11 protein-coding genes are annotated in these 13,567 nt (G+C 46.5%); 6 read left to right on the top strand and 5 right to left on the bottom strand.

Translation table 11 applies throughout. From position 1 onward, the window contains the following. Positions 1-7: 7 nt before the first annotated feature. Positions 8-148 (top strand): hypothetical protein, encoded by a 141-nt coding sequence (locus SG35_RS20120; protein WP_160298353.1) that lies wholly within the window; start codon positions 8-10, stop codon positions 146-148. A 220-nt stretch (positions 149-368) separates the two neighbouring features. Here SG35_RS20120 and SG35_RS20115 read toward each other — a convergent pair whose 3' ends face one another. Beyond that, positions 369-1,658, bottom strand: coding sequence for a hypothetical protein (locus SG35_RS20115; RefSeq protein WP_044835091.1), 1,290 nt, complete (start codon positions 1,656-1,658; stop codon positions 369-371). Positions 1,659-1,871: 213 nt separating this feature from the next. Between SG35_RS20115 and SG35_RS20110 the strand changes: the two genes are divergently transcribed. Next, positions 1,872-2,543, top strand: coding sequence for a flagellar brake domain-containing protein (locus tag SG35_RS20110; protein WP_044835092.1), 672 nt, complete (start codon positions 1,872-1,874; stop codon positions 2,541-2,543). A gap of 118 nt (positions 2,544-2,661) precedes the next feature. Here SG35_RS20110 and SG35_RS20105 read toward each other — a convergent pair whose 3' ends face one another. From SG35_RS20105 to SG35_RS20095, 3 genes are all read right to left on the bottom strand, one after another. Further along, entirely contained in the window at positions 2,662-2,931 is a 270-nt protein-coding gene (locus SG35_RS20105; protein WP_044835093.1) for a late competence development ComFB family protein, read from the bottom strand. A 157-nt stretch (positions 2,932-3,088) separates the two neighbouring features. Next, a complete protein-coding gene (gene priC, locus SG35_RS20100) occupies positions 3,089-3,715 on the bottom strand; it encodes a primosomal replication protein PriC (RefSeq protein ID WP_044835094.1) in 627 nt (208 codons plus the stop codon). 73 nt (positions 3,716-3,788) lie between these two features. Next, positions 3,789-4,565, bottom strand: coding sequence for a sulfite exporter TauE/SafE family protein (locus SG35_RS20095; protein WP_044835095.1), 777 nt, complete (start codon positions 4,563-4,565; stop codon positions 3,789-3,791). A 644-nt stretch (positions 4,566-5,209) separates the two neighbouring features. Here SG35_RS20095 and SG35_RS20090 point away from each other — a divergent pair. From SG35_RS20090 to SG35_RS20075, 4 genes are all read left to right on the top strand, one after another. Continuing rightward, on the top strand, positions 5,210-8,110 hold the full coding sequence (locus SG35_RS20090) for a TonB-dependent receptor domain-containing protein (protein WP_044835096.1): 2,901 nt from the start codon (positions 5,210-5,212) through the stop codon (positions 8,108-8,110). A gap of 362 nt (positions 8,111-8,472) precedes the next feature. After that, entirely contained in the window at positions 8,473-10,587 is a 2,115-nt protein-coding gene (pnp, locus tag SG35_RS20085) for a polyribonucleotide nucleotidyltransferase (RefSeq protein WP_044835097.1), read from the top strand. Between the two features lie 108 nt (positions 10,588-10,695). Beyond that, positions 10,696-11,598: a lipoprotein NlpI gene (gene nlpI, locus SG35_RS20080; RefSeq protein ID WP_152646768.1), complete on the top strand. Its 903-nt coding sequence runs from the start codon at positions 10,696-10,698 to the stop codon at positions 11,596-11,598. A gap of 20 nt (positions 11,599-11,618) precedes the next feature. Then, entirely contained in the window at positions 11,619-13,211 is a 1,593-nt protein-coding gene (locus SG35_RS20075) for a hypothetical protein (protein WP_152646769.1), read from the top strand. Between the two features lie 83 nt (positions 13,212-13,294). On the opposite strand, the gene SG35_RS20070 is transcribed toward SG35_RS20075, so the two are convergent. Continuing rightward, positions 13,295-13,531 carry a hypothetical protein gene (locus tag SG35_RS20070; protein ID WP_044835100.1) on the bottom strand — a complete coding sequence of 79 codons (237 nt, stop codon included), beginning with the start codon at positions 13,529-13,531 and terminating at the stop codon, positions 13,295-13,297. Between the last annotated feature and the right edge of the window lie 36 nt (positions 13,532-13,567).

Raw genomic sequence — 13,567 nt, 5'->3', positions numbered from 1 at the left:
GAGTGTGATGCCGGTCTCAACAGGGGATCAAAACGGCATACTTGTGCCGGAAGCCCTGCTGGCTTTGCTGGAAAAATTAAAGCTGGAAAAGGTGGCTGAAGGGCTGGAGCAGGATTTCCAGCTGCAACCCCTGCCGGGCATAAGGTAAACGGGCCCGGGGCTATTTCTTTAGCAGGCCGGTAAGCCGCAAGGAGTTGAGCACCGCTATTTTTCCTCGTCCGGGATCAAACCTGGCGGTGCAGAAATGTTATGTTAGCGGTGAGTGCCCTTATTGGTTAAGTTTACCGGCTGGCTGATTGAGGATAAGCTATTGAGGTTAAGAGAGGGGAGCGGATACTCCCCCTGAATTTAGTTATCGGTAATAGCCGTTAATAGGCAATGTCGAATGTGTTTAGCTTTGGTAAAGCATACTGGTTAACACCTGTGGCATGCTCTGAACTTAGGGTGACTTGAAAGTTGACCGGAATTTGTGTTTCTTTGGCGCTTGCTGTCGGGTAGCCATTGAGCACGAGTGTAATATGCCAGTCGATTTGTTGGTAAGCATTTAAGTAGCGCCAGTTGATCAGATCAACTTCATTTTGCGGTATATCCCAGGCGATAGTGCTGGTATCCTGCCCGGGATCCGATACCAGGGTGAGATAATCGCTAAAGTTTTTTATCTGGCCGTTTGCGGCGGCAAAGCCGGGTGAAAGGCTATAACCCAAGAGTTCATTTTGCAGGTAAATGCCGGTTTTGCTGTCAATAACTCCCGTTAATTCATGGGGTTGTTGAGCGGATGGATAAACCGAGGCCACTTGATAAGGCAAGACTAACTGGCCCTGAAGGGGGATTTCCAGTGTCTGATAATCTGGGGCGGCATAGATTTGCGGATAATCGCATAAGTCGCCGCCATGGTTCAGACAAAGGCGTATTTGCTTGTCCTGGTTAACATCCCCCGGATGCTTGACGGTTAGGGTCATTTGCTTTGTTAAGGTGCCGGTCGGGTTTGCTGGTTGCGCGCCTGATTGCATCCTGGCTTTGATTTGCTGCCAGGGAATAGGATACTGGCTAAAAATTAACTGGGAAATCCTGTTGCCGTCATGTGTTTCGATATCCAGCCAGGAGTTGACGCGGATCATGTCCAGGCCGGTATGTTGGCGTGTTAGCTCTGCCAGGGAAATTTTAGCCTGGACCCGGGTCTGCTCTGTGTTGCTCAAGGCGAATTCTGCGCCGGTTTCCCCCAGGCTAAGCCCGTTACCATCTTCTAAAAACAGGTCGATATAAGTGCTTCGGCTGCCGCCGTAAACCGAATTTTTTGCCTGAACTATCAGGTAATCCTGGCCATCTTCCTCGCTGCGGGCGATATTCATATCTAACAGCAGGTGAGCATAATCAAGGGCCTGGTCCGTTACCTGGCTTTGCTTGAGTTTTTTATCCGTCTGCTGTTTTGGCAATTGCTTAACTAAGCTTTTCAGGCGCAGATACTGCTGGGGGGTTAATGCGCTATTTTGCCGCCGCTGGTCAAGCAACTGGCTTTGGCGTGTTTTTTTCACGACAGGGCTGAACTGCCCGGTTGGGGTCATTGTTTGCGCTGTACCGGGCGTTACCGCCAGTGCAGCTCCATTGAAGCATAGCAGGCTTATTAACGCCGTACTTGCAGTAAAAGCTGGGATTTTCATGATGATCTTCCTTGAGTAAAGTGACATAAGGTATTTCCAGCCCGGGTATCTTTGCCGATACAAATAAGGCCGGGGTTATATTATCTTGATTTTTAATGAGAATACCAACATGAAGCGCCGCCGGAGCACAAATCTGGCTGGTTTTCGTTTATTGTCAAAGACAAAAGCTTTGTTTATAGTGCGTTAACCGGATATAAAATTTTAGCGAGCTTTATGACAGTAACCGCCCTAAAACAACAAGAAAACTTCTTTGAACTGCTGCCGGGAAAAAGTCTGGACTTGCAAATTAACCATCCGCTTCAGGTACGGTTAAAACTGCAGTTGATCGGTTATGAGATGGGGAAATATATTATTCTCAAGCACCCGGGAGATCAGGCGAGTTATCGCGATGTCCTGGTTGAAGGCAATGTCGTGATCGTCCGTTATATTTTAGAAGGCAGTAAAGGCCAGTGTTTTGCCTTTCGCACGACGATCCGCAATATCAGCATGTTCCCGGAGAAATTTTTAATTCTTGATTATCCCAAAAGCATCGAGAACCGGGATTTAAGGTTACACCAGCGTTATGCCACCAATATTCCCGCCACGATTGTGCCGGATGATAAAGGGGGGGCGACCGGCACTCGAATAGAAGGTATTATCGCCGACATCTCCCCTCAGGGCTGCTCTTTTACCTTTTTAAGTGATAACAGCGCAATTAAAGTGAACCAGCGGGATATTTTTATCTATATCCAGTCATCCCTCGACGGCATTACTAAAATACCGGCACGAGTGCGTAACAGCCGTTATGAGCGGGGGAAAGTTAATGTCGGGGTGCAGTTTACCAACTCAGAACAACAGATGAAAAACTTCCTGGCAAAACTCTTTCTTATCTCCGAATTCGAATAAGGCATTTCCCCGTATCAACGGGGAAGTTTACTTTTAATGGCCATATAGCCCGGGCGGGCCGTCAGTATCGATGGGGCCCTCTCGGCCTTGTCGGGGATGCGCTTTAGGGAGACCGGGGCTATTTGCTGACCGGTTGGGATTTCATAAACTCCAGTGCTTTGGCAACCGCGGCCTTGACATTGCTTTCCATTTCAAAACGCTCAGAAGCCGGCAGATAAAAAGACATATCTACTTCATGGCGGATATAGCGGGTAGGGAGTTGGTTTAATACGATACAGGTTAGATCGGCGAGGAAATCAGCGTCATACTTGTCATCAAATTTTCCTGCGGTAAAGTGTTGTACTACCAGCTTTTCATAGTAGTTATGAATATCGTTAGATATATTCACATTAACGTCCTTTCTTCTGAGGTTATAATCAATAAATCCTAACCCGAGATAAGGTAAAAAGCTAATACTTATATCAATTTATCCGGTGAATTTTTGCCTTGAAGTGTCTGGATCAGAATAAGGGTCCGATGATCGTTAAAGAGAGGGTTAAAGGGGGTTATTGACGCTTTTCGGCAAATTCAATATCCCTTTCTATGGTGGAAATCGCCTGACGGCAACGGCCGAGTCGCTGGTGCAGGGCTAATACCTCGGCGGTTAACTTCTGGTTATTTTGGCTTTGGTTGTGACTATTGTCCCTGAGCTGCTCCCGGTCTGTGATCATCGCCAGTAACCTGCGCTCGAATTCATGGTGTTCGGCTAACTTTTGATGCAGCTGGTGGCTCGGTTGCAACATCTTCTGTGCGGCCTGCTGGTATCGGCTTTTTTTATAGTGCTTTGCCCGGGCATTTAAACGGAGATTGGCATTTTGATGCAGGGCATCATTGGCACCAAGGGCGTTCACCAAGGCCTGTATTTGCTGTTCGATGTTTTCAAGCAAGGCGGTAAACAGCATTTTATTGCCGGAGCGCATTAAGCGCTCTAATTCAGAAATTCGCCTGTTGATTTCCAGGGCATAAGGCAGATATTTATCGCTTTGTGATAAAAACAGTGAATTGGAAAACAAGGCATTATTTTCTATCAGGCGGTGAGATTTCAAGGTGCTGTTGTGTTTATCGGTTGCTGTTGCCTGCTCAGCAAGGGCCTGGATAACCGCGGATAACCGGGTGATGGCGTTTTGATTCATAACAGCTCTCAACTTGTTTGTTGCATTTTAGGGGGTATCTTTAAGGCTTGCTAAATCCAGGATAGCTAATGGACTAGCTGAACCAGGCGTTGTAGGCAAGGTTTATCGACATCAGGATCACTACCGTGATAAATATCGGGCGAATAAATTTATTACCGTGTTTGATGGCGGAGTGGGCGCCGACCCAGGCACCGAGCATAAGAAATAATCCCATCATCAAACCCAGTAGTACATTAACATAACCTAAATACACAAAGGTTAACAGTGAGCATAAATTACTGACGAAATTGTTTGCCCGTGCCAGGCCGCTGCTGAGCAGGATATTGATTCTATAAAGGGCCGAAGAGCTGACGGTCCAGAATGCGCCGGTGCCCGGACCGGCAATACCATCGTAAAAACCTAAGGTCAGTCCTTGTATGCCTTGCTTGGCTGTCAGTTTTTTTGATTTTTGTGGCAATTTGTCGGGGCATTCCACCATGGTTTTGGCAAAGAGGGTATAAGCGGCGGTCAGTATGATGATCACCGGCAGAATTTTCTCCAGAAATTCGGTGCTGAGAAAGCCGACAATCACGGTACCTGCCACCGCGCCGATAGCGGTTGTGAGCAGGGATACCCGCCAGAAAAGCGGATCAAAGAGTTTTTTCCGGTAGAAGGTCAGGGAAGCAGTACAGGTACCAAAAGTGGAGGCCAGTTTATTGGTGCCCAAAGCGATATGGGGAGGCAGGCCGGCGGTTAACAGGGTAGGCACGGTTAACATACCGCCACCGCCGGCGATTGCATCAATGAAGCCGGCAACAAAACCCACGCCACATATAAGCAGCCACATTGTCAGATCCAAAACCGGGTCCATTGCTATGCCTTAATCTCAGCCTTAAAATTTTAAAGCGAGAGTGTAACATAGTGTGAAACTATCCATAGAGAAGTATTTATTAAACCTTGGCCGGTCGGCGATAAAACAGGCAATCCCTGTCCGGTAACGGCTGCCTCCCTAATCTGTCTCAATACAGCAGGGCACCTCGCTTGTTTCTATGTTTAACTTCTGTTTTTTCTAAGTTGCATTTTCGTTGCATTTTATTGTTGGCCAATAATCGCCATGTTTTAGCTCGAAAAATACACAGTTGACGTCTCGGCTGTTTTTCACTTCAACTTGTTGATATTTAAATGCTTTATATTGGTTGTTTGTTTTTTGTTCGAAAAATGATTTTGTAATAACATCTGGATTAATTCACAAGTTGTGCTTGTCTTGTTAATCGATTGATTTATAAGAAGTAATTTTCTATAAGAAATGTTTCGTAATTTGTGTATAAATGTTACGGTATGTTAGTTTTTTCATCATTTATTGCTAATGAGTGTTGCCCCGCAAAGGGATTACGTTTAATATCTTTGGCGACAGTTCAGGTTTCAGACCTTTGAAATTATAAAATAAACAAGACAGCTAATAGTCTTGATATTAATAAAACTATGAAATCACATTTAGTGATCCAGGGAGAAAACATGTTTAGCAATTCAAAAGTAGCCAAGTCTATTCGCTTAGCTATGGCCTTCGGTGCTGTTTCTGCTACCGCAATTAGCGCTAATGCTGTTGCAGCAGAGCAGGAAGAGGAAGTAGAGCGTATTTCCGTAACCGGTTCAAGTATCAAACGTACTGATATGGAAGGCGCACTTCCTATTACTACACTTTCAAGTGAAGACATCGTACGTTCTGGTGTAACCAGCGTTCCAGATTTGATGGCTCAATTACCTTCTATGCAAGGTTTCACCACAGCAGCTGACTCTGTTGGTGGCGGCGGTGGCGGTATTCAATCTGCCTCTTTACGCGCCTTAGGTGATGAATACACATTAGTACTATTAAACGGTCGCCGCATGGCTTCTTCCGATTCCGGTGGTGTTATCGACCTTAACCAAATTCCTTTAGCCGCTATCGAGCGTGTTGAAGTATTGATGGATGGTGCTTCTGCCCTTTACGGTTCAGACGCTATTGCCGGTGTTGTTAACTTCATCATGAAAGATGACCTGCAAGAGACTAACGTAAGCGTACGTTATGACCGTCCTCAAGAAAAAGGCGGCTCAAGCTACAACTTCTCAATCAGCACAGGTTATGGTGATCTGAGCACTGACGGCTTCAACGTAATGATGGCCTATAGCCATGACTCTAAAGAGCAGCTGAAGTCTAAAGACCGTGATTTTGCCAACACGGGTATTCTTGATTTTAGCCACAACGGTGAAGATTACACTTTAGTTCAGGGGTCTGCCAATGCCGGTCCAGGTAACGCCTATGCGCATTACCAGCAATTTGATGCCGACGGTAACCTGGTTTACCAGAAAGAGTATGACGAAAACGGTGATTGGACCGGTGGTTATACTGATCAGTTAGATCTTGCTACTGTTTCTTTTAACCCATACCGTGAGCAAAACGGTGAATGTGGTCCAAACAGTGCACCAAGCGGTACTACTTGTGTATTCGATTACACCAGCACTTTAGAAATTGCCCCAGAATATGAGCGTGATAACTTATTCCTTCAAGGTAAGTTAGAAATCAGCGACGACCTGCAAGCCTATGCCAACTATTCTTGGTCTAAATTCGATATGATCACTCGTATCGCGCCGTATCCTTCACTGGAATTCGGTTTAGATATGGACGGTTCTCTGGCGCAAAATGAAGTAATTCCTCATATCCCTGAGCTGGACAATGCCAACCTTGCCGATGGCCGCACTTATGGCGAACTTGATAACCTGACAGCCAGATGGCGTACACTACCGGGCGGTAACCGTACCGATTCTATCGAAACGACTACTCACCACGCGGTAATGGGCCTTAAGGGTGATATTAACGATATCGCTTTTGATGTTTCACTGACGTTCTCTGAAGCAGACCGTAAAACAGACCGTTTAACTGGTTATCCTTTAGATACAGAATTCAGAGAGTTGTTAGCAGCCGGTACAGTAAACGTATTTGGTACCTTTGAAGATCTGACTGACGAGCAAAATCAAGCCGTTAAAGATACTATGTACAGTGGTCCTTGGGATCGTACTGAAACCAGCAGTATCTCATTAGAAGGTCAAGCATCTACAGCGGTAATGGAACTTCCTGCCGGTGACATGTATGTTGGTGTCGGTGGTGACTACCGTGAAGTTGAGTACAAGGCAACCAATGCTGATGCCAACACTAACGAAATCATCTTCTTAGATGGTGCATCTGACGAGTATGACCTGTCTCGTGAAACTTACGGTATGTTTGTTGAAGCTGTTATCCCGGTATTCGATAACTTCGAAGTAACTGCCGCGGTTCGTTACGATAACGTTGGTAAAATTACCAATGATATGGCCGAAGAAGGTACCAGCAAGACAGTAAACAAAGACGTTGATGATACCACTTATAAGATCAGTGCTGCTTACCGTCCAAATGATGACTGGTTAGTACGTGCATCAATCGGTACTGGTTTTAAAGCTGCTACCATGAAGCAAATTGCTTCTCCACGTGAAGACTTCGGTGTAACTTCAGATACTTACCTTTGTCCTCAAGGTTTAGCCGGTAACCTGGCTGCTTTATGTAAGCCTGAGCCGACTCAATACGAAGTATGGCGTGAAGGTAATGCCGACCTGAAACCTGAAACTTCAGAGCAAATGTCAGCCGGTTTTGTTTATGCTCCAAGCAACGAATTCAGCTTCGCTCTTGATTACTGGAATGTTGAGTTGAAAGATAAAGTTGAGCGTTTAACTCAGCCGCAAATCTTCAACGACCCGGTAACTTATGCGCACTTATTCACTACCAAAACCAATGGTGAAGGTACTGAAGATTTAGCTATTATCCAGGCAGCGTCTAACATCGGTGTTTCTAAAAACAGCGGTATTGACTGGGCTTTAGAGTTAACCAATGAATTATCATTCGGTACTTTGAAAACTTCATTTGCCGGTACTTACGTAATCGAAAGTAAGAGCCTGCGTGTTGGTACTGGTGGTTCTACCGGTGAAGAAGCCATTTGGGACAGCAGCTTAGGTCGTTTCGGTATCGATGAAGAAGTTGTATTCAGAACGGTTGCCCGTTTAAGCAATACTTTAACTCACGGTGATTTTGCTCATACCTTAAACCTTAACTACAGAAGTGGTTATGAAGATGCACTAGCCACAGGCGGTGCTGTACGTATGGGTGATGACATCAACACAGTTGCACCTGATATCCAGCTTTATGTTTCTTCTTACATGAAAGCTGACTGGGTTACTAAGTACTACTACAATGACAACTTAGATTTCTCTGTTGGTATCAACAACGTGTTTGATAAGCAACCACCATTATCACTGCGTACCGGTGGTGCTGGTCACCAGGTAGGTTACGATCCGCGTTATGTTGACGTATACGGTCGTACTTTCTACATGAGCGCTAACTACACTTTCTAATTTGAAAGGTAGCAAGCAAGCTTAATAAAACGGTCCTTCGGGGCCGTTTTTTTTGCCTTTAAAACAGGGGGCTTATTTGCCGTGATATTGAAATTCGGCACTTATTTGACCATCGGAACGTTCATTTGTAGCCAGGACTAAAGACAATTTTGAGCAATCGCCGGTGATATAAAAACAAAAGAGGATAAATGCCATGAATCGCTAGTAAAACGGGGAGTTGTCAGTATAATGTGCCTGCGAAATTGTATATTTCGCCTGAATTTAATGACTCATCCAAACTGTATAATTTTTTGTTCTACTCTTTGAGTGAATAAATAATTGTACAGATTGGGTAATATCCGAAAAAATAAGGAAAACTTATAGTGACTCCGATTACTAAAACATTTGAGTTCGGTCAGCATACCGTAACTCTGGAAACGGGCGCCATTGCCCGTCAGGCAACTGCTGCCGTTATGGCTAGCATGGACGATACCAGCGTACTGGTTTCTGTTGTGGGTAAAAAAGAAGCGGTTGAAGGCCAGGACTTTTTCCCGTTAACGGTAAACTACCAGGAAAGAACTTACGCCGCCGGTAAAATCCCGGGTGGTTTTTTCAAGCGCGAAGGCCGTCCTTCTGAAGAAGAAACCCTGATCGCCCGTTTGATTGACCGTCCGATCCGTCCGTTATTCCCTGAAGGGTTTACCAATGAAGTGCAGGTGATCATCACGGTGGTTTCTGCTAACCCGGAAATCTCTCCTGACATCATCTCATTACTGGGTACCTCTGCTGCCCTGGCTATTTCAGGTATGCCTTTTGCTGGCCCTGTTGGTGCTGCGCGTGTTGGTTATAGCGATGGTAAATACCTGCTTAACCCGTTGCAATCTGAGCTGGCAGACAGCCAACTGGACTTAGTGGTTTCAGGTACCGAATCTGCGGTATTAATGGTTGAATCTGAAGCAGACGTATTATCTGAAGAAGTGATGCTTGGCGCCGTGGTCTACGGTCATGAGCAAATGCAAACGGCCATTAACGCCATCAATGAGTTGGCGGCAGAAGTCGGTAATGCGGCCTGGGATTGGGTTGCGCCTGAGAAAAATGCCGATCTTATCGCCAAAATTGGCGAGCTTGCCAGCGAGCAGGTGAACGAAGCTTACCAAATCACTGAAAAAGCCGAGCGTTATGCGCGTGTTGCCGAGATCAGAAATGCGGTACTTGAGCAGTTAAAAGCAGCCGACGAAGAGCTGAATGAACAGGAAGCGAAAGACCTGTTCCACGATCTGGAAAAAACCGTTGTTCGTGGCCGCATCACCCAAGGTTCACCACGTATCGATGGCCGTGATCCGGAAATGATCCGTGCCTTAGACGTGATGACAGGTGTTCTGCCACGTACTCATGGCTCTGCGGTATTTACCCGCGGTGAAACTCAGGCTTTGGTTACTGCCACATTAGGTACCCAGCGTGATGCACAGCGCCTTGATACCCTGATGGGCGAGAAGACCGATGCTTTTATGCTGCATTATAACTTCCCTCCATACTGTGTCGGTGAAACCGGTTTTGTCGGTTCGCCTAAGCGTCGTGAAATTGGCCATGGCCGCTTAGCCAAGCGCGGTATGTTGGCAGTAATGCCGACCATGGAAGAATTCCCGTATGCGGTACGTGTGGTATCTGAAATCACGGAATCAAACGGTTCATCTTCTATGGCGTCTGTTTGTGGTACTTCATTGGCGCTGATGGATGCCGGTGTACCGATCAAAGCTTCTGTGGCCGGTATTGCTATGGGTCTGGTTAAAGAAGGCGACGATTTTGTTGTACTTTCCGATATCTTAGGTGATGAAGATCACTTAGGTGATATGGACTTTAAAGTAGCCGGTACTACCGAAGGTATTACTGCGTTGCAGATGGATATCAAAATTGAAGGTATCACCCAGGAAATCATGCAAATTGCCTTAAACCAGGCGAAAGCTGCCCGTGTACATATCTTAGGTGTCATGGACGAGGCGATCAGCGGCCACAGGGAAGAGATTTCCGAGTTTGCTCCTCGTATCCACACCATGAAAGTCAGTGTTGATAAAATTCGTGATATTATCGGTAAAGGCGGCGCGACCATTCGTCAGCTGACCGAAGAAACCGGCACCACTATCGAGATTGAAGATGACGGTACCGTGAAAATTGCCGCCACCGACGGCGACCAGGCGAAAGACGCCATCAACCGTATCAATGCCTTAACGGCAGAAATCGAGGTAGGCTCTGTCTATACCGGTAAAGTGGTACGTATCGTTGACTTTGGTGCTTTTGTTAACGTGCTGCCGGGTAAAGATGGCTTAGTGCACATTTCTCAAATCTCTGAAGAGCGTGTTAACAATGTTTCCGATGTCCTGAGTGAAGGCCAGGAAGTTACCGTTAAGGTACTGGAAGTTGACCGTCAGGGCCGCGTACGTTTGAGCATCAAAGAAGCCGCTGAAAAGCCGGCCGGTGAAGAAGCACCAGCAGCCGAATAATGATTAACTGATAAATCATTACATAAAAAGGGAGCCATATGGCTCCCTTTTTTATATACTTTAATTATTAACTCAAGTTAATCTATTCATTTTAAGGTAATTATTCTTTTGAAGCCGTTATTTAAATTAGCTGCCATCAGCCTGATTATTCTCACCCAGGGCTGTACAAGTTTGGGCAATGAAGGCAAACAATCGGCCACCATGGGACAGTTAGTGATCGCTGAGCCTATGCCGGTTAACTATAAAAGTGAAATTGCCTTGGCGCGATTAACGGAAGTGATCCAGCGGGCGGAAATCACCGATTTGCAGAAAGCGCAGCTGTATTATGATCGCGGCGTCATCTTCGACAGTGTCGGCCTACGCTCCCTGGCCCGGCTTGACTTTAACCGCGCATTGCGTTTGAAACCGGATCTGGTGGATGCCTATAACTTCCTTGGTATTCACTTTACCCAGTTGCAGGAATTTAACCAGGCCTATGATTCTTTCGATTCTGCCCTGGACCTGGCGCCGGAGCATGATTATGCCTATTTAAACCGGGGGATCGCCCTTTATTATGGCGGCCGGCCAGGTCTGGCAAAAGATGATTTTGCCACCTTCCACCAAAAACAAACCAATGATCCCTACCGTTTGATCTGGTTGTATCTGGCGGAGCAAAAGGTTGACCAGGAAAAAGCGCTGGCGAATTTAAAAGCAAAGGCAGATTTGATCCATGACGATACCTGGGCGAAACAAATCATTTATTTATATTTAGATGAATTGCCCCAGTCGCAGTTTATCGACCAGCTAACCGATAATATCCAATCCAATAAAGAGCTGACCGACAGGTTATGCGAAGCGTATTTTTACCTGGGGAAATATAGTCAAATTCACGGACATCCGAATGTGGCGGCCAATTATTTTAAACTGGCGTTAAGCACCAATGTTTATGAGTTTGTTGAACACAGGTATGCCAAGCTGGAATTGGAATTGATGCGTGAGAAAATTGCGGGTAAAGCTGCACCGGTCAATTAAACCCGCCTGGAAGTAAATACGTGAGATTATTGCTTATCATGAGCTTGCTGGTACTGGTACCGTCAAGCTCATTTTTTTTGCCGTCTTATTTGAGCAACCTGCTGCTTGAAGGAGAATACAGCCGGAAGCAACTCGATTTTGCCGCTCAGGCTGAGCTGCCTGCTGCATGGCAGCTTAAATTAAAACAGGCACGTTATGGCTCAAAGGCCTGGTTAAGGCTAAATGAAAAGCTGGCAAAGACCCGGGGTAGCGCTGCCGTTGAGCTGGCGCGTTATTACCTGAAACAAGAGCCGGCACAAGTACGGCAGGGGGGAGCAGAGCAAAAGCACCTGCGCCAGGCAAAATTTTGGTATCGCCAGGGGATCAAGCTCTCTTCGCCAGCAGCCCGACTGGGTTTGGCGCAACTGTATTTTGATAATAACCAGCTGCTGCTGGCACAAGAGATTGCCGATGAGCACCTGGATGTGACCTCCTTTAGCGCCAATAGTGCGGCTTCGGAGCACGCTTTAGTTAAGCTGGCGGTACTGGCCGCCATCGCCTTGGGGGATAGGGCTTATATTGACAAGCAGTTACCCCTGCTGGAGCTGAGCACAACAGGACGGGAATTAATTGCTGATATGCACCGCTTTCAGATATTTGCAGCAATACCCGGGGAGAACAGGCAAGCGCTCCTTTATGCTATGGCGGATCCCCACGCAACAAACAAACCTGCTGCGCCTTCCTGCGCCGCCAGTATCCAGCTATTTGCTACCCGCCTTGAGCATTTGCATTACCTGGAGCAGTTAATTGATGGCGTTGAATCCGGCCCCCTGGCGCCTTTTATCTGTTTTTCCCCGGTGCGTTACCGCCCAATTGATGCTTTGGCTTGCAGGGAAAGCGAGGTCAGTGAAAGTCAGTACCAGGTGAAAAAGCGCCGGGCGATCAAGTGCCGGGAAGAATTATGGCTGCATGATGCCGTTACCATCAATAGCCGTTTTGTCGGGGTGCTCTTGCCTCAAGGAGGGGCCAATGTCCACTTAGGTATCCTTTATATCGACAGGCAGGATAACCTGGATGTTTTTACCCATGAGCTGAGTCATCTGTTGGGTTTTGTGGACGAATATCCTTTACCTGTCCATCATAACCGCTGCAGCGAAGTGCAACAATCCCCCTTTGCCCATAACCTGGTGGTCTTAGCGGAGCATTATCGGGGAAAACGCAAAGTGCTTCGCGCTCAGGTATTAAAACAATTGCCCTGGGCGGCACAAATCAGGGAGGATACTCCTATTTTTCAGGCGCAAGCCAATGGCTGGCAGCTGGGAACCCCGGATGAATATGCCAAAAGGGTAGGGGTGTTTCCGGCAGCGAGCTGTGACCGGCAAAAACCACAGGCCTTTAAACCTTTATCAAAGCGAACTAAGCTGGCCTATTACGAAGAAGGCTTTCCGGGTGCATATCTCACGCGCTTATCTGCCGAGCCCGGCGCCTTTCTTATGCCCAGTTTTCACTATAATATTGCCCTGGCGCTTTTTCACCGTGGCGAACTAAAGCTGGCAAAATTTTGGCTTGGTCAAGCTGCTTTATGGGAAAGCTCACCCGTAAGAAAAGCGAAGATTATAATGGGTGATTTTTAATTTTTCCTGCACCGCTGTTGCCGGGAAAGGCAACCTTAGCTGCGTGTAGTTGGCGTTGAATTTAGTTGGAATTCAGTAAATTATCACTTGCACACTTGCTTATATTTTACCTGTCTGGCAGTAAGCTTTTTATGCCTGCGGCTTTTGACCGGGATGATGTCTGGGCTCAGGGGAATAATTTGCTCTCTGGGTTTAGCGATAGGCCACATGGCTTGTTGGGCGTAAATTAAATCTTGCTGTTTGTCTGTTTTTAAATGTTCTTGTGCTTGAATGTCGTTGAATGATTTTTTGGTATGAAGAAACCATGAAAATAAGACCATCTCTCACCCCCTTTATCTAGCCAATAATAAGTTCCC

Source organism: Thalassomonas actiniarum, from assembly GCF_000948975.2.
Lineage (GTDB): Bacteria > Pseudomonadota > Gammaproteobacteria > Enterobacterales > Alteromonadaceae > Thalassomonas > Thalassomonas actiniarum.
This window is presented reverse-complemented; position numbering and strand designations above follow the sequence as displayed.